Source organism: Streptosporangium lutulentum, from assembly GCF_030811455.1.
GTDB classification, from domain to species: Bacteria; Actinomycetota; Actinomycetes; order Streptosporangiales; family Streptosporangiaceae; genus Streptosporangium; species Streptosporangium lutulentum.
Genome location: NZ_JAUSQU010000001.1, coordinates 9,506,457 through 9,522,394, shown reverse-complemented (window position 1 = coordinate 9,522,394; position 15,938 = coordinate 9,506,457). Strand labels below are relative to the sequence as shown.

Here is a 15,938-nt window from a genome sequence, read left to right as displayed (position 1 = left end):
TCTGGCTCACCGAGCCGAAGGAGAGGCCAGGAGCGGCCTTCACCGTGCGAGAAGCTCGGGTATCCGCCATGACCGGCCGCTGAACGCCTCGGCCGGCAGCCGCTTCCGCCGCCGGATGTCCCGACGGTCGTGCCCCGGGTGATCGGGGTGCCGGAACACGAAGGCGGCGATCGCGCCACGTGGCCGCCCCGGGCCGGTGCGTTTCTCATCGCCTCCACGACGCACGCGCGGCCGAGGCATCAGGGCCGGGAAGCCTTCCCCAGGCGCACCGGAAGCAGGGACCTCAATGAGGGGGGCGCCCGGAACGCTCCACCGAAACCCCCGGAAATGCATAAGGGAATTCGTTGCACAAAAGCGATCGCCTGTGTTTACAGTGATCATCGACATCCAGTCGCATGAGACGGGGCGATCTTGGCTGAATCCGTGGAGGCAAACGACACGCCTCCGAACGATCCTCTCTCACCGATCCGCTCTTTAAGGAGTCGCCGTTCTTCACCCAGGAGAAGCCTCGTCCGGTATATCGGCGCCGCCACCGCTCTCCTCGTCGCGCTGCTCGCCGTCAACGCCTATGCGACTCGCGGCAGTGAACCGGAGCGGGCGTCGGCGTGGAAACCAGAACGGCTTGATCCACCCGTCCAGTACGCGTTTTTATCCGACGAATCCGGCTGCGAGAACCCTCCCAGGCAGGAAGAGCTCGATTCCAGCATCGTCACATGTAGCGACTGGACGATGCGCGTCGAATACAAGAAGGGAAAAGACCGGCAGGAGCTCGGGCTCCTTGAATACGAAAGCTGCGATGACAGTGGAATCAATGCGAACTGCTCCAACAACATAACCATCACCGCTGCGGCGAGCAGGACCAGAACGGGTGAGGGAGAACAGCGTGGCGTTCCATTCCAGGTAAGTCTCGACGGGCACCGCGTCGCCTATTTCGACAAGGGGCGCATGGCGTTCGTCGGGTGGGACCTTCCCTCGGCGAAAATACTCGAGATCTCTCCGGCGCTGGATGTCAAAGGGCTCCACGACCTCAACGGGGTCGCGGTCTCCCCCCGAGGCCGTTTCTTCTCCGTGGCGTTCACAGGTGACCGCCCACGCGTGCTCCTCACCGACTTCTCCACCGGAAGGACGCTGGAGCTGCCAGGCTTCTGCGGTGTCCTCGGCCTGAGCGAGGACACCGAGGCCATCGCGCTGAGGTCGGCATGCCCCGACCCCATAGGTGACGAACCCGACCGCGACAAGATCGTGACGATCGTGAACCACCGGGGCCAGACCCTCGCCACCTGGCCAGGAGGCGAGGGCGATCTTTCTCCGGACGGGAAGACGCTGGCGAATGTGCCCGACACTTACGGCGAGGAGAATGTCGACGAGCAGCTCGTCACCTACGACGCCCGGACGGGCCGCGTGCTCGGCAAGCGCCTCCTGAAACCCCTGTCCGAGGACAGCCATATCATCGGCTACGGTTGGCTCGACGACGACGAATACATCGTCAAGGCCGAGACCACGGACACCTTCGAATCTTTCGGTTACTACGCGGTCAACATCCGAACGGGAAAAACACACCGCATTCGGGACCTTGGCCTGAATCCCGGCGAGCGGGTCTCCCTGGGCAAGACCCTCCGGTCCGAATAGCCGGCGGCACCTGGCCTGGTCGGCCCTCAAAGCGTTTCACCATGTGAAAGCGGATTCCCCCGACGCGGGCATATCGCCCGAATCAGGCTTCACATCATTTCATCGCCGTTGATGAATTCGAACTCCTCTGAGTGGAGATAGAACGCCTCGTCCTCATTACCGTGCGTGTGCGACGGGTCCGCCGCCGGGTGAGACGGTGGCTTCGATGAACCCGAGTGATCCGTTGGTGTCCGCCGCGGCCTTGATGGTTCGGTTGTCGCCGGTGAGCCATGCGATGATTCCCCCGAAGCGCCGTACGAGGACACTCCCGCGATTCGTCCACCTCAAGCCGCTCTTTTCTGGAATCGACATTAAAAAGCTCGTTCCGGGCTCTCTCCTTACGCGGAAGGACTCATGTGATCGGTCTCCGCGGGGGCGGGGGCGTCGACAACCGGGCCAGGACGGGAGTCACGGGGTCGTCTCGGTCTCCACGGGGGCGGGGGCGTCGAACAGCGCGGCTTGGGCGTCGACCAGCATGGCGCGGCCCTTGAGCTCGGCGGCCGTCTCGGGGCCGACGATGCCGTCGTGGCCGGGAAGCTGGCCGGCGCCGCCCTCGGGACCGAGGGGCACGACGATGGCGGTCGGCCACCGCTTGTAACCGGTGAGCTCGCCCTCGCCACCGATCAGCACGCCGAGGTTCGCGGCGAGGAGCTGGGCCTGCGCACCTGCCATGCCCGCCATGTTCCTGTCGGCGTCGGAGATGTCGCCGATCGCGAAGACACGGTCCTGACCGCTGACACGCAGGTACTCGTCGACGCGGACGTGACCCCGGTCGTCGAGGGCCTCGGCGAGTGCGCCGCGCAGGTAGCCGGTCTGGAGCCCGACGCCGAAGCAGCGGTACCAGATGTCGGCGGTCAGCTTGTCGCCCGCCTCGGTGGTGATCGCGATCGAGGCGGCGGTGGCGGGAGCCGCGCTCGGCAGTTCGCTCAGGGGGCTGCCAAGCTTGAGTTCGACGCCGAGCTTGTCGAGCTGGCCGCGGAGCTCGTCGCGCAGCGCCTGGTCGAACGGGCCGGGCAGGATGTCGGTCGCGGCGTCGGCGATGGTCACGTGCTTGTCGGGGAAGAACGCCTTGATCTCGCCGGCGAGTTCGAGACCCGACGGGCCGGCGCCGACCAGGAGCACCCGCCGGGCGTCGAGCAGATCCTTGTGCGCCTCCCGGAACCTGGCCCGCGCGGTCTCGGCACCGGGCTCGTCGACCTTGGCGGGGAACGGATACGACGAGCCCGTCGCCAGGATCAGGTAGTCGGGCTCAAGCCGCCGGCCCGAGGCGAGCGTGACCCTCAGGCCGTCGACCTCCACGGCTCGATCCTGCAGGAAACGTCCGTGGGTCAGGAGACGGTCGTAGGGCATGAAGATCCGGTCCAGCCACTCCGGATCGACCAGGGCACGCCATGCCGCGACGTTGTGCATGAACGCGTCGGAGGGGTCGACGAGCGTCACGTCGGCGACGTCGTCGAGCGCTCTGGCGACCTTGAATCCGCCGTATCCGCCACCCAGGACCACGACGCTCTTGCGCGTGCCGGAATTCTCGATCATTGGTTTTCCTTCGCTCGCAATCTACTTGTCGCGACGATAATACTAGGCACTTCGAAAATCAAAGCAACAGTGGTTCTGCTAGCATCGTTGTCGTGACCCCGAAGCCCCCCCAGCACACCGACGCGGGTGACTGCGCGCGTGGCGACGCCGCGCTGACCCGAGCCTTCGTCGTCCTCGGCAAGCGGTGGAGCGGCGTCGTGCTCGGAAACCTCGGGAACGGCCCGGCCGGGTTCCGCGAGCTCGCACGCGCGACCGGAGGAGTCAGCGACTCGGTCCTCTCGGACCGCCTGTCCGAACTGACCAAGGCGGGGCTCATCGCCCGCACCGTCGACGAGGGGCCTCCGGTGTCGGTCTCCTACGAGCTCACCGCGAGCGGCCGGGCTCTCATGCCGGCGCTTGAGCAGATCTCCCGCTGGGCACAGGAGCACCTGCCGCCGGAATCGAGCTAGAGCCCGCCGGCGTCAGCCTCCGAGTTCCCCTTTACGGCGCAGCAGCGCGGCACGGGCGGCGCGGGCCCTGATGAGGATCACCACGGCCAGGACGGCCAGTGTCACGGCGACGAGGACGCCCGCCGTGCTCACCCAGGTTCCCCGGGCGACCGCGACCGCGATCGTCCCGGCCGTGAGCAGGCCCGTCGCGACCACCGCCAGCCAGGCGGCGATCACCCGGTCGAGGGCGAACAGCGGCGTCCTGCGGGTCAGCGCCCAGACGCCGTAACCCGCCCAGGCCAGGCCGAGCGCGACGAGCACGCCGAAGGCCAGGTGCGTACGGCCCGGCAGCGCGGGTTCGGTGGCCCACAGCAGGCCGATGAACAGCGCTCCCCCCAGTCCTCCGAGCAGCGCCACGACGTTGCCGATCCGGCTGCGCAGCGACAGCGGCCCGGACAGCTTGCCGATCAGGTCGTCGGGGTTCATCTCGGGTGTCCCTTCTCGGTGAGGTGGTCGCGCAGCATGCGCCGTGCGCGGGAGAGGCGTGACTTGACCGTGCCGACCGGGATGGCGCAGACCTCCGCGCAGTCCTCCAGGGAGAGATCCTCCAGGTGGAACAGCACGAGGATCTCCCGCTCGCGGACCGGCAACTCCGACAGCCCGGTGAGCAGTTCGGCGCGGTCCACGAGGCCGTCGGCCGGATCGGCGCTCGCCCGCTCCTCCTCCACCAGGACCTCGGGCCTGCCGTACTCCTCACGCAGCCGGTTGGCCACCGCGCGCCGGGCGATCGTGAACAGCCACGGGGCGAACCTGCCCGGTTCCCTCAGCCGGGGCAGCCCGCGGACCACGGCCAGCCACACCTCCTGGGCCACGTCATCGGCCTGCGAGGGTCCAATCATTCGCCGCACGTAGGCCCATACCGGGTCGTTCCAGACTCCCACCAGCTCGGCGAACGCCTCACGCTCACCGAGCTGGCAGCGGACCACCAGCAATTCGTCAGTCACCCTGCCTCCTCACCGGAACAGTCGGAGAACAGGGCTGGAAGGTTCACGGCCTCAGCCATTCAGGTCATCGGCCGCCCGTTCCGGGCCCTCACCCGGCCTTGCCCCTGGCGCGGAAGGCCGCGGTCTTGACGCGGTTCTGGCAGGCGGTGCCGCAGAACCGGCGGGTGCCGTTGCGGGAGACGTCCACGTAGACCCGATCGCAGTGCGGCGCCGTACACACGCCGAGACGATCGTGGAACTCGCTCCCCAGCACGATCGCGAGCCCGGTGGCGCAGCTCGCCGCCCAGTCGCCGGCCATGGTGCCGCCGGGGCCGTGGAAGTGCAGGTGCCACGGCTCTCCGTCGTGCCGGTCGAGCAGCGGCCGGGCGCGGGTCTCCTCAAGGAGGGCGTTGACCTGCTGGGCGGCGGCGTCGACGTCTCCCGCCGCGACGGCGGCGAAGACCACGCGCAGCCGCTCCGCGATCTCGTTGAGTTCCCCGGCCTCCGCCTCGGTGACCTCGCGGTGATTCGGGTAACCGGTACGCAGCCCCTCCGTGGCGGCGGCGGTGAGATCGCGCGGCGGCGGGAAGTCCTTGCCCCGCCTCTCTCCGGGGGTCAGTTCGTTGACCAACCCCATCGCCACCCGGACGATCACATCAGCGTGACTGTTGAAATCCACTTGACCAGTTACATCCTCGTGTTTTAGTTTGTGACCGTCACAAGCTTAAACGACAGTTACAAGGAGACGATTGTGCTCACCCACGATGCCGCACTTGAGTGGATCACGCGCTGGGACCGCCAGCAGGAGGGCTACCTGCCCGACCGCGAGGAGCGCTTCACCGCGTTGATCGACGCCGTCGAGGCGTCGGGCCGTCCCGATCCGCTGGTCGTCGACCTCGGCTGCGGGCCGGGCTCGCTGTCCGCCCGCCTCCTGGAGCGGCTGCCCAAGGCGACGGTGATCTCGGTCGACGCGGATCCGCTGCTGCTCGGCCTCGGCGTGGCCGCCTACCCTCACCTCAGGTTCGTCCCGCTCGATCTGCGCACCCCCGGATGGACCGAGTCCCTGGGGCTGGACAGGCCGGCCGACGTCGCGGTGAGCACCACCGCGCTGCACTGGATCTCCGGACCGGATCTTCAGCGGGTGTACGCCGAGCTGGCGACCGTGCTGCGGCCGGGCGGGCTCCTGCTCAACGGCGACCACATGGAGACCGACGACACCACGCCGGCCATCGCCCACCTCGAACGCGCCGTCCACGACCGGGAGACCGAGCGCGCGTTCGCCGGCGACCGCCCCGAGAACTGGCGTCAGTGGTGGGACGCCGTCGCCGCCGACCCCGCCTTCACCGAACTCCACGCCGCGCGCACCACCGCGGGCGCCGACCACCACGGCTCGGAGTCTCCCCTGCTCTCCGCGCACGTCGACGCCCTGCGCGCCGCCGGCTTCACCGAGGTCGGCACTCTCTGGCAGCGCGGCGACAACCGTCTCCTCTGTGCCGTCCGCCACTGATCCGCCCCGCGACCGGTCACGGAGCGGGGCTCCGCACGGACGGCGATCCCGGGCTCATGAGTGCCCCCGATGGCCGTGAGCCGGAGAGTCGAGCGCCTTCAGCCGGGCCATCGCCTCGCCGGGGATGTCCAGGCTTCTCACCGGCCCCCCGGTCAGCGGCCCGCCGTACAGCTCCGAGAGCGTCACGAACGTGTAGCCCTTGGCGACGAGCTCGTTCAGCAGCCGGGGAACGGCCAGGATCGTCGAGGGGTAGATGTCATGCATGAGCACGATGGAACCCGGTTCGATGTCCACCGCGCGTTCCGTGACGATCGAGGCCTTGCGGTCGCGCCAGTCGGCGGTGTCGACGTTCCACAGCACCTGGGCGAGCCCCTCGTGGCGGCTCACGGCGGTCACCCGGGTGTCGGTGGAACCGTACGGCGGGCGCATGAGGGTCATCTCGACCCCGGTCACGTGGCGGACGACCTCCTGGGTACGGCGTAGCTGACGGCTGACCTCGGCTTCCGGCAGCCCGACGAGATCGCGGTGGTCCCAGGTGTGGTTGCCCAGTTCGTGTCCCTCCGCCACCATCCGGCGAAGGCTGCCCTCGTGGTCCTTCGTCACCATCCGGCCGAGCACGAAGAAGGTCGCCCTGGCCTGGTATCTGGCGAGGACGTCGAGCAACGTCCCGGTGTACGGGCCCGGCCCGTCGTCGAAGGTCAGCGCCACACATCTGATCCGCCTGCAGTCCAGCGGGCGCAGCGGGAACGGGACAGGCAGGCCCCCGTCCGGCGTGGCAGGCCGGGGAGCACCCGCCGCGGGCGGGACGGGTCCGGGCTCGGCGGGGTCGATCGCCGTGGACCCCCTCGTGACGGACCCGGCCCCATGCCGGGGCGCGGTGGAGCCGTCCGCATCCGACTCGGTCGCGACGTGCACGATCCCGGTCGGGGCGGCGCCCGCCGGCCCGCCCGTGTTCGTCACCAGGCCGGCCGGAGGGGCGCATCCTCCGGCCGCGAACAGCAGCGACACCGCGGCGATCCACAGCCGCACGCTCATCCCCGGAAGCGATGCGGGGGACGGTCCTCGGCCGCCTGCCCCCACAAGATCTTGGCCTGGCATTCCAACAGGATGGGACATCGGTCAGCGGACGGGCGTGCCGACGCGCCATTCGAACGGCGCATTCGATGAAATCCGCATCCGGAGGACGATGCCTCCCGGCCTCGCCGGATCGGCGCGGGGCGCTACCGGTCGGGCGTCTCCCGGGGTTCGGTCACGACCATCGTGAACCGCAGCGGGACGTCCCCGTGATTGGCGTACTTGTGCGGGCGGTCCGCGCTGAACACGACGGCGTCGTCCACCTCCAGGACGTGGCTGCCGCCGTACACCGAGAGGGTGAGCCGCCCCTCCAGCACGGTCAGCATCTCGCGGGTGCCCGGGGGGTGGGCGTCGCCGTCGTGGTGATCGCCCGGGGCCAGCCGCCAGTCCCACAGTTCCAGGATCGCGGGCGCGTCCGTGCCGACCAGCAGCCGGGCCGTGCTCGCCTTGCCGTGCGGGAAGACGACCACATCGGTGGAGTGGACCACCCGGACCACGGGGGTGTCGGAGACCTCGACCATCCGCGCGACCGTCACCCCGAGCGCGTCGGCGATGCGGGTGAGCGTGTTGATGCTCGGATTGGTCCTTCCCTGCTCGACCTGGACGAGCATGCCCCTGCTCACCCCGGAACGCGCGGCGAGCTCATCGAGCGTCATCTGCCGGTGCGCCCGCTGAGCCCGCACGTTGTTGGCGACCGCGGCGGTGATCGTCTCTGGGTCCATGAGTTCAGTGTAGTGAACTTGATTTGCATTGCATTGCACTCTCTGTGTAGTAATAGGTTGCACTGAAAGTACAACTCATTGAACCGAGGCAACGATGACGGCTGTGGTGCTGGCAACGGTATGCGCGGTGGTGTACGGCACGGCCGACTTCTTCGGAGGCCTGGCCACCCGCCGATCACGAGTGCTCGCGGTGGTGGTGCTCTCCCAGACGGCCGGCCTGGTCATGGTCGTCGCGCTGCTGCCGTTCCTGCCCGGAACCCCCACGATCAAGACCCTGGCCTGGGGCATGGCCGCGGGGGTGTCCGGCTCCGTGGCGCTGGTGCTGTTCTACCGGGCGCTCGCCACCGGCGTCATGTCGGTCGTCGCCCCTCTCACCGCGACCGCCTCGGCCATTCTGCCGGTGCTGTTCGGACTGGCCACCGGGGAGCGGCCGGAGCCGGTCGCGCTGGGCGGCGTGGTGCTCGCACTGCTCGCGGTGCTGCTGGTGAGCCGCGGCTCCTCCCCCGCGGCGACGGCCGGGCGGAGCTACGGCTCGGTCCTGACCTCGCTCGCCGCGGGCGCCGGTTTCGGCGGCTTCTTCATCCTGATCTCGCAGGCCCCCGAGGGCGGTGGCATATGGCCGCTGTTCGGCGCGCGCCTGGCCTCGATCACCCTCATCGCCCTGCTGGCCCTGTTCACCGGCCGCACCCTGCGTCCGGGACCCGGCGCCTGCCACATCATCGTCGTGGCCGGAGCCCTCGACATGATCGCCAATGTGCTCTTCGTGTTCGCCCAGCAGCGCGGCCTGCTGAGTCTCGTCGCCGTCCTGGTCTCGCTCTATCCGGCGAGCACCCTGCTGCTGGCCCGTTACGTGCTCGGAGAACGGCTCAACACGGTCCAGGTGGTGGGCATCGGCTTCACCCTCGCCGCGGTCGCGCTGATAGCCGCGAGCTGAGGATCCGGCGGCCGCGAGCCGATGCCCGGCTCCCATGGCTCCGCGCGACAGGCCCGGCTCCGTACGGCGGACCCCGGCCCGCACAGCCGAGCACGGCCCCGCGGGTTCCGTGAGGTCACGTGATCAGACGGCCCGTGCCTGTGGCAGGCACGAGCCGTCTGGAAGATCAGATGACGGGGAGAAGGGGTTGGGGATCGGCCCTGTCCAAGGAAAGGGTCAGGCGGCCTGGTGCTGGGGAGTAAGACGGAGCCCGCCCTCTTCCAGGGCGTAGCTCTCCAGCATGCCCCGGAGCTGGCGGCGGCCCCGGTGCAGGCGGGACATGACGGTGCCGATGGGGGTGCCCATCCGCTCGGCGATCTCCTTGTAGGCGAAGCCCTCGACGTCGGCCAGGTAGACGGCCACCCGGAAATCCTCCGGCAGGGCACGCAGGGCGTCCATCACCGCGCTGTCGGGCAGTTGCTCAAGCGCCTCGGTCTCCGCGGACTTGAGGCCGGTGGACATGTGGGACTCGGCGGCGGCGAGCTGCCAGTCCTCGATCTCCTCGGTGGCCGAGAGCTTGGGCGACCGCTGTTTCTTGCGGTAGTCGTTGATGAAGTTGTTGGTGAGGATCCGGTGCAGCCACGCCTTGAGGTTGGTGCCCTCACGGAACTGGTGGTAGGACGTGAACGCCTTGGCCACGGTCTCCTGGACAAGGTCCTCGGCATCGGCGGAGTTACGGGTCAAACGCATCGCGGACGCATAGAGCTGGTTGGTGACCGGCACGACGTCACGCTCGAACCAATCCTGGCGTTGCTCTTTGGTCATCGTGATCATGTCATCCCCCTCGCGCTGTTCCCCCCATTGCCGTCCGACACAGGTACGACGTACCCCTGCTGATGGCGGGTCTCATGCTCGCAGGCACCTGGTAAAGGGGCCGTTAAGAGCTCTGCCTGATCAGGGGATCCGTCGGTGGCTGCGCTGATAGCGGGTGCGACACGCCCTACAGCCGGACAAGTCTCAGTATCGTAACATCGCCCTGGCAATTCGGACGAACATGTGTCTATTATCACATAACCCCGCTTGGAGATACCTTTAAGGTCATGGACTACGTGGACCGACACGACCCCAAGACCCGTCTCTGGGTGGCAGAGGCCATCCGCCGAGTCGAAGCCGATGCCCACCGGAGCTGCGACACCCATCTTCACGTCTTCCCGCTTCCCATGCGCTGGGGGGTAAACCTCTACTTGAAAGACGAGTCAGTCCATCCCACCGGTTCACTCAAACACCGGCTCGCGCGTTCTCTTTTCCTGTACGGCCTCGCCAACGGCTGGATCGGCCCCACCACCACGGTCGTGGAGGCCTCCAGCGGCTCCACCGCGGTGAGCGAGGCCTACTTCGCACGCCTGCTCGACCTGCCGTTCATCGCGGTGATGCCCGCATCGACCTCGCCCGAGAAGATCTCGCTGATCGAGTTCTACGGTGGCAAATGTCACCTCGTGGATGATCCCGGCGCGATCTACGAGGAGTCCCGCCGGTTGGCCGACGAGACCGGCGGCCACTTCATGGACCAGTTCACCTACGCCGAGCGGGCCACCGACTGGCGCGGCAACAACAACATCGCCGAGAGCATCTTCAGCCAGATGGAGATGGAGCTCCACCCCGAGCCCACCTGGATCGTGGTCGGCGCCGGCACCGGCGGCACCTCCTCCACCATCGGCCGCTACATCCGCTACCGCCGTTACGACACCCGCCTGGCCGTGGTCGACCCCGAGGGCTCCGCCTTCTACCCCTCCTGGTGCTCCGGCGACGACACCGTCACCGCCCCGGGCTCGGGCATCGAGGGCATCGGACGCCCCCGCGTCGAGCCGTCCTTCATGCCCTCGGTGATCGACCGCATGATCCAGGTCCCCGACGCCCGGTCCATCGCCGCCATGCGCTGGGTCCGCGAGGTCACCGGTCTCGACGTCGGCGGATCCACCGGCACCAACGTGGCGGCGGCCGTACAGATCCTGCGGGAGATGCGAGAGGCGGGCGAGCAGGGCAGTGTCGTCACCCTGATCTGCGACGGCGGCGAGCGATACCGCGGCACCTACGGCGACGACGCCTGGCTGGCGAACCGTGAGATCGACATCGCCCCGCACCTGCGAGAGCTGAGGTCGTTCCTCGCTCACAACTGAGGTCCGCGCCCGATCGCGGCCTCCGCGATCGGGCAGACGACGGTCGGTCGGCGAGCCGTTTTTACGACAAAACGTCCACCGTCGGTCAAAATAGTCGACCGCGCCGCCAGGGCCGAATGCGGACCATATTAAGCGGGATGTGAAGCGACCGATTAATATCGCGTTCGACGCAAATTAGGACATATCACTAAAAACGCGTATCGGTGCGGACGGTTTCGCGGCGGACCGTGCGTGATCCGCGGGTGGCGCGTGTTTCGCCCGAAGGGCGGCCTCGGCCCGCGACCCGGCCGCGACGGGAGGTCTTCCCGGAAGCGGCCAAGGGTGACGACGCGGGCAGGTGAAGGCGGTCCGGTCAGGACGGCGAGCGGCGACCACTCGGCCGAGGTGGCGGGTGACGGCGATTCGGTCGGTACGGCAGGCGCCCCCGGCCCCTCAGGACCGGCCGTCCCTCTGCGCGTTCTTCTTGGCGATGGCGTCCACCACCGCGGAGACATGGGGTTCGCAAACGGGGTCGAGGGAGCGTCGGCCGGAGAACCACGAGGTCTGAATAATGAAATCAGCCGGATGCCCGCACAGGCACGTACCAGGGGCTTCCGGGTCTGTCGGCAGAACCGCTGAGCGGTGAGTCACCATGCCCCTGACTTTAGTCCGCTATGACCGATTCTCCATCAGAAGCCGAAAACTCGGTTTGGTATCGGTGCCGGTCGGCGCCGATACCCGGGTCGCCGGAAAGGAATCCGGTGCGGCAAAAAGCCCGGCGTCCTCGTGAGAACACCGGGCCCGCCGTCCACGTCGTCCGTCAGACGGCCTTCGCCGGGTCGACCTCGAACGTCTTGGCGAGGTCGTCGAGGATGGAGTGAGCGCCCTGGATGCCGACGGCGGTCATCCAGGTGACGTCGGAGACGTCGTGCTTGACGCCCTTGAGCTTGCCCCAGAGCGGGTTGGCCTCGAACTTCTCCTTGATCGGCCCGACCGTCGGATCGTCGTAGGCCGCGACGAAGATGTGCTCGGCGTCGAGCTGGGAGATGTTCTCCTGGCTGACCTCCACCAGGATGGAGTCGGTGACGGTCGGCTGGTCCTCCGGACGCGGGAAACCGACGTCCTTCAGCACCAGGCCGGAGTAGGAGTTCTCCACGTAGAGGCGGACGGTCGGCTCACCGGCGAAGCGGACGATGGAGACCGTGGGCATCTTGCCGTCCTTGGCCTTGATGGACGCGCCGATCGCGGCGGCCCGATCCTGATAGGCCTTGATCTTCTGCTCGGCGAGATCCTCCTTGCCCAGGGCCTGGCCCATGAGTCTGAGGTTCTCCTTCCAGATGGCGCCCGTGGTCTCGCTGAACACCGTCGGCGCGATCTGCGACAGCTTGTCGTACAGCGCCTCGTGACGGACCTTCGCGGAGACGATCAGATCGGGCTTGAGCGCGACGATCTGCTCCAGACTCGGCTGCTCCAGGGTCCCGACCGATTTCGCGTCCTTGGCGTGGTCGATGACCGCGCTCAGATAGTCGGGAAGCTTCTCCTCGATCGACCGGTAGGTGGTGTAACCGACGACGTCCGTCTCCAGCGTCAGCACCCCGTCGACGAAGCTCTGGTCAAGAGCCACGACCCGCATGGGGCGTGTGGGGATCACCGTCTCCCCCATGGCATGCTTCACCGTGCGAGGAAACGCCGCCGCGTCGCTCGCCGCCGGAGCCGAGGACGCCCCGGACGGGCCGGAAACCTCCGCGGTCGTGCCGGAGGTGCTGGAGGAACAGGCGGTAAGGCCAAGGGAGAGTACGGCTCCCGCCATGCCGACAGCCAGGGCACGCAACACTCTCATCTGACAACCTCTCACCATGTTAGGCAAACCTAATTTAGCTTAGCTATACCTAAACTGGCATACTCATGCCGAATCCGGCAACCGAGAGGAGCGCGGGTGAGTACCGCGGTAACCACGCGGACGTCGTTTTCCGGCAGGGCCGTCCGGGCGGTTCGCCGGCATCGCCTGCTCGTGCTGTCGGGACTGCTCGCGGCCCTCGTCGTGACAGTCGCGCTCAGCATCGCGATAGGCGCGAAATCCGTCCCCCCGGCCGAGGTCTGGCACGCACTGACCACCCCGACCGGCACCGAGAACGACATCATCGTCCGGTCGCTGCGCATCCCCAGGACCGCCATCGGCGTCCTGGCCGGAGTCGCGCTCGGCGTCGCGGGAGCCCTCATGCAGGGCCACACCCGCAACCCGCTGGCGGACCCGGGACTGCTCGGCGTCACCCAGGGCGCGGGGTTCGCGATGGTCCTCAGCATCATGGTGCTCGGTGTCACCAGCCTTTACGGCTACATCTGGTTCGGCATGGCCGGAGCCCTCCTCGCCAGCGCGGGGGTCTTCGCCCTCGGCATGGCCGGTGGCCGGAGCAGCCCCACGCCGGTGACCCTGGCCCTCGCGGGCACCGCGGTCAGCGCCTTCCTCTACGCGCTCACCTCGGCCATGATCCTCATGGACGAGCAGGCCATGGACGTCTTCCGGTTCTGGCAGTCGGGCTCGATCGCGACCAGGGGCGCCGACGTCGCCTGGCAGGTGCTTCCGTTCATCGCCGCCGGCCTGCTCCTGGCTCTGATCAACGCGCCCGGCCTCAACGCGCTCTCCCTCGGCGAGGACGTCGCCCGCGCCCTCGGCCAGAACGTCACCCTGACCCGCGTCACCGGCATCGCCGCCATCACGCTGCTCAGCGGGGCCTCCGTGGCGGCCTGCGGCGCGCTGTCCTTTCTCGGGCTGATCGTCCCGCACCTGGCCCGCCCGCTGTCCGGCCCCGACCACCGCTGGCTGCTGCCGTACTCCGGCCTGATCGGCGCCGCCGCCCTCCTCCTCACGGACGTGATCGGCCGGGTGGTGGCGCGCCCGGGCGAGCTTGAGGTCGGCGTCGTGCTCGCCCTCGTCGGCGCGCCGTTCTTCATCACCCTGGTCCGACGGAGAAAGCCGGTCCGACTGTGACGTCCTCCCCGGAAAGGCTCGTGTACGGGCGGTCGCTGCGGATCGGCCCCGCCTCCTGGCTGCTCCGCCTGCGCTCCGCCGTCGTGGCCCTGATCCTGCTGGCCTCCGTGGTGCTGCTGATGGCGCTCACCATGCGCATCGGCGACATCCCGATGAGCGTCCCCGAGGTGTTCCAGGCGATCACCGGTGGCGGCTCCAACCACTTCGTCGTCATGGAGCTCCGCCTTCCCCGCGCGCTGACCGGCGCCCTCGTCGGCGCGGCGCTCGCCCTGGCAGGAGCGATCACCCAGGCCATCGCCCGCAACCCGCTGGCCAGCCCCGACATCCTCGGCGTCACCACCGGTGCCAGCGTGACCGTGGTCGCGATCACCGTGATGGCGGGAAGCACCGGGGGCGGGGTCAGCGGCGCCCTGGCCGGGGTGGGCGTACCTCTGGCGGCCCTGCTCGGCGGGCTGATCGGGGCGCTGACCGTCTACCTGCTGGCCTGGCGCCGGGGCATGGACGGCTACCGCCTGGTGCTGGTGGGCATCGGCGTCTCCGCCGTCTGCACCAACGTCAAGTACTGGCTGCTGACCGTCGGGGACGTCACCGACACCGGCAAGGCCATGGTCTGGATCACCGGCTCGCTGAACGGCCGGGGCTGGGAACACGTGGTCCCGGTCACGCTGGCGCTCGCCGTCCTCATCCCGCTGACCCTGCTCGGCACCCGCTCGCTCGGCGCGCTGCGCTTCGGCGACGACACCGTGACCGGTCTGGGCGTGCGGATGAACCTCGCCAGGGGCCTGATGATCCTCGCGGCCGTCCTGCTCGCGGCGACGGCGACCGCCTCGGCCGGGCCCATCGCGTTCGTGGCCCTGGCCGCCCCGCAGATCGCGCTACGCCTGGCGGGGGTGGCACAACCCCCGCTGGTCGTCTCGGCCCTGGTCGGAGCCACCCTGACCACCGCCGCCGACCTGGTCTCGCGAACCCTGTTCAGTCCCGTCGAGCTGCCGGTGGGCGTGGTCACCGCGGTCCTCGGCGCCCCCTATCTGATCTATCTCCTCATCCGTGTGCGCAGAGAGGCACGATCTTGAGACTGCAGGCCGTTGACCTCAAGCTCGGGTACGGCGACCGGATCATCGTCGACGGCCTCGACCTCGGCATCGAGGCCGGAACGGTGACAACGATCATCGGACCGAACGGATGCGGCAAGTCCACGCTGCTCCGCGCCCTGGGACGGCTGCTCAAGCCGTCGGGCGGCGAGGTGCTGCTGGACGGCAAGCGCATCGACAGAATGCCCACCAAGGAGGTCGCCAGGATCCTGGGCGTGCTGCCCCAGGCACCGACGGCACCGGAGGGGCTGACCGTGGCCGACCTCGTGGCCAGGGGACGTCATCCGCACCAGACCTGGTACCGGCAGTGGTCGTCCGACGACGAGTCGGCGGTCAGCGAGGCCCTGTCCATGACAGGTCTGCTGGACCTGGGCGAAAGGCCGCTGGACGAGCTGTCGGGCGGGCAGCGGCAGCGCGCGTGGATCTCGATGGCCCTCGCCCAGGGCACCGACCTGCTGCTGCTCGACGAGCCGACGACCTTCCTCGACCTGGCCCATCAGATCGAGGTCCTGGAGCTGGTCCGCAGACTCCACCACGAGCTCGGCCGGACCGTGGTGATGGTCCTGCACGACCTGAACCTCGCCGCCCGCTACGCCGACCGCCTGGTCGCCATGCGCGACGGCAGGGTCGTCGCCTCGGGAACCCCGTCCGACGTCCTTACCGAGGGACTGCTGGCGGAGGTCTTCGAGCTGAACGCCAAGGTCATCGAAGATCCGGTGGCGGGCACCCCGCTGGTCATCCCCATCGGCACCCTGGCCCACCCCCGGCCCTGACCTGGACCACGGCCCGTCTCATGCCGGGCCGGGCTACGACCCGTCTCGTACCGGGCCCCGTCTCATGCCGGACCGGACCACGACCCGTCTCAGACCGG

16 protein-coding genes are annotated in these 15,938 nt (G+C 68.6%); 8 read left to right on the top strand and 8 right to left on the bottom strand.

The window, feature by feature from the left end:
- Positions 1-423: 423 nt before the first annotated feature.
- On the top strand, positions 424-1,629 hold the full coding sequence (locus tag J2853_RS42910) for a WD40 repeat domain-containing protein (protein ID WP_307567426.1): 1,206 nt from the start codon (positions 424-426) through the stop codon (positions 1,627-1,629).
- A 447-nt stretch (positions 1,630-2,076) separates the two neighbouring features.
- Here J2853_RS42910 and J2853_RS42905 read toward each other — a convergent pair whose 3' ends face one another.
- Entirely contained in the window at positions 2,077-3,204 is a 1,128-nt protein-coding gene (locus tag J2853_RS42905; RefSeq protein ID WP_307567424.1) for an FAD-dependent oxidoreductase, read from the bottom strand.
- A 92-nt stretch (positions 3,205-3,296) separates the two neighbouring features.
- Between J2853_RS42905 and J2853_RS42900 the strand changes: the two genes are divergently transcribed.
- Positions 3,297-3,653 (top strand): winged helix-turn-helix transcriptional regulator, encoded by a 357-nt coding sequence (locus J2853_RS42900; protein WP_307567422.1) that lies wholly within the window; start codon positions 3,297-3,299, stop codon positions 3,651-3,653.
- 12 nt (positions 3,654-3,665) lie between these two features.
- Here J2853_RS42900 and J2853_RS42895 read toward each other — a convergent pair whose 3' ends face one another.
- The 3 genes from J2853_RS42895 to J2853_RS42885 all read right to left on the bottom strand — a co-directional run bounded on the left by J2853_RS42895 (position 3,666) and on the right by J2853_RS42885 (position 5,294).
- Positions 3,666-4,118, bottom strand: a complete 453-nt coding sequence (locus tag J2853_RS42895) for a hypothetical protein (protein WP_307567420.1) — start codon at positions 4,116-4,118, stop codon at positions 3,666-3,668.
- The gene (locus J2853_RS42890; protein ID WP_307567419.1) at positions 4,115-4,636 is read right to left on the bottom strand and encodes an RNA polymerase sigma factor; all 522 of its coding nucleotides are present in this window, start codon (positions 4,634-4,636) and stop codon (positions 4,115-4,117) included. Before J2853_RS42890 ends, J2853_RS42895 begins: the two co-directional genes overlap by 4 nt.
- Before the next feature lie 88 nt (positions 4,637-4,724).
- On the bottom strand, positions 4,725-5,294 hold the full coding sequence (locus J2853_RS42885; protein WP_307567417.1) for a CGNR zinc finger domain-containing protein: 570 nt from the start codon (positions 5,292-5,294) through the stop codon (positions 4,725-4,727).
- A gap of 72 nt (positions 5,295-5,366) precedes the next feature.
- Between J2853_RS42885 and J2853_RS42880 the strand changes: the two genes are divergently transcribed.
- The gene (locus tag J2853_RS42880; RefSeq protein WP_307567416.1) at positions 5,367-6,122 is read left to right on the top strand and encodes a class I SAM-dependent methyltransferase; all 756 of its coding nucleotides are present in this window, start codon (positions 5,367-5,369) and stop codon (positions 6,120-6,122) included.
- A 54-nt stretch (positions 6,123-6,176) separates the two neighbouring features.
- On the opposite strand, the gene J2853_RS42875 is transcribed toward J2853_RS42880, so the two are convergent.
- Both J2853_RS42875 and J2853_RS42870 read right to left on the bottom strand, forming a co-directional pair.
- A complete protein-coding gene (locus J2853_RS42875; protein ID WP_307567414.1) occupies positions 6,177-7,157 on the bottom strand; it encodes a polysaccharide deacetylase family protein in 981 nt (326 codons plus the stop codon).
- 185 nt (positions 7,158-7,342) lie between these two features.
- Positions 7,343-7,918: a helix-turn-helix domain-containing protein gene (locus J2853_RS42870; RefSeq protein WP_307567412.1), complete on the bottom strand. Its 576-nt coding sequence runs from the start codon at positions 7,916-7,918 to the stop codon at positions 7,343-7,345.
- Positions 7,919-8,012: 94 nt separating this feature from the next.
- Between J2853_RS42870 and J2853_RS42865 the strand changes: the two genes are divergently transcribed.
- Complete coding sequence (locus J2853_RS42865) at positions 8,013-8,852, top strand: DMT family transporter (protein ID WP_307567410.1); 840 nt, start codon at positions 8,013-8,015, stop codon at positions 8,850-8,852.
- 216 nt (positions 8,853-9,068) lie between these two features.
- Here J2853_RS42865 and J2853_RS42860 read toward each other — a convergent pair whose 3' ends face one another.
- Complete coding sequence (locus J2853_RS42860) at positions 9,069-9,665, bottom strand: sigma-70 family RNA polymerase sigma factor (protein ID WP_307567408.1); 597 nt, start codon at positions 9,663-9,665, stop codon at positions 9,069-9,071.
- A 266-nt stretch (positions 9,666-9,931) separates the two neighbouring features.
- On the opposite strand from J2853_RS42860, the gene J2853_RS42855 reads away from it, so the two are divergent.
- Positions 9,932-11,008 (top strand): PLP-dependent cysteine synthase family protein, encoded by a 1,077-nt coding sequence (locus J2853_RS42855; protein WP_307567406.1) that lies wholly within the window; start codon positions 9,932-9,934, stop codon positions 11,006-11,008.
- Positions 11,009-11,807: 799 nt separating this feature from the next.
- On the opposite strand, the gene J2853_RS42850 is transcribed toward J2853_RS42855, so the two are convergent.
- Positions 11,808-12,827 (bottom strand): ABC transporter substrate-binding protein, encoded by a 1,020-nt coding sequence (locus J2853_RS42850; RefSeq protein ID WP_307567404.1) that lies wholly within the window; start codon positions 12,825-12,827, stop codon positions 11,808-11,810.
- 96 nt (positions 12,828-12,923) lie between these two features.
- Here J2853_RS42850 and J2853_RS42845 point away from each other — a divergent pair, with 96 nt between their 5' ends.
- From J2853_RS42845 to J2853_RS42835, 3 genes are read left to right on the top strand one after another with little or no spacing between them, the layout of a single operon-like run.
- Positions 12,924-13,976: a FecCD family ABC transporter permease gene (locus tag J2853_RS42845; protein WP_307567402.1), complete on the top strand. Its 1,053-nt coding sequence runs from the start codon at positions 12,924-12,926 to the stop codon at positions 13,974-13,976.
- Entirely contained in the window at positions 13,973-15,049 is a 1,077-nt protein-coding gene (locus J2853_RS42840; protein WP_307567400.1) for a FecCD family ABC transporter permease, read from the top strand. Before J2853_RS42845 ends, J2853_RS42840 begins: the two co-directional genes overlap by 4 nt.
- On the top strand, positions 15,046-15,840 hold the full coding sequence (locus J2853_RS42835) for an ABC transporter ATP-binding protein (RefSeq protein ID WP_307567397.1): 795 nt from the start codon (positions 15,046-15,048) through the stop codon (positions 15,838-15,840). Before J2853_RS42840 ends, J2853_RS42835 begins: the two co-directional genes overlap by 4 nt.
- The last annotated feature ends 98 nt before the right edge of the window (positions 15,841-15,938 follow it).

Bases quoted from the DNA above. Each gene is read 5' to 3' on its own strand.
- J2853_RS42875 (WP_307567414.1), bottom strand. From the start codon at position 7,157: ATGAGCGTGCGGCTGTGGATCGCCGCGGTGTCGCTGCTGTTCGCGGCC.
- J2853_RS42860 (WP_307567408.1), bottom strand. From the start codon at position 9,665: ATGATCACGATGACCAAAGAGCAACGCCAGGATTGGTTCGAGCGTGAC.
- J2853_RS42895 (WP_307567420.1), bottom strand. From the start codon at position 4,118: ATGAACCCCGACGACCTGATCGGCAAGCTGTCCGGGCCGCTGTCGCTG.
- J2853_RS42865 (WP_307567410.1), top strand. From the start codon at position 8,013: ATGACGGCTGTGGTGCTGGCAACGGTATGCGCGGTGGTGTACGGCACG.
- J2853_RS42870 (WP_307567412.1), bottom strand. From the start codon at position 7,918: ATGGACCCAGAGACGATCACCGCCGCGGTCGCCAACAACGTGCGGGCT.
- J2853_RS42850 (WP_307567404.1), bottom strand. From the start codon at position 12,827: ATGAGAGTGTTGCGTGCCCTGGCTGTCGGCATGGCGGGAGCCGTACTC.
- J2853_RS42905 (WP_307567424.1), bottom strand. From the start codon at position 3,204: ATGATCGAGAATTCCGGCACGCGCAAGAGCGTCGTGGTCCTGGGTGGC.
- J2853_RS42855 (WP_307567406.1), top strand. From the start codon at position 9,932: ATGGACTACGTGGACCGACACGACCCCAAGACCCGTCTCTGGGTGGCA.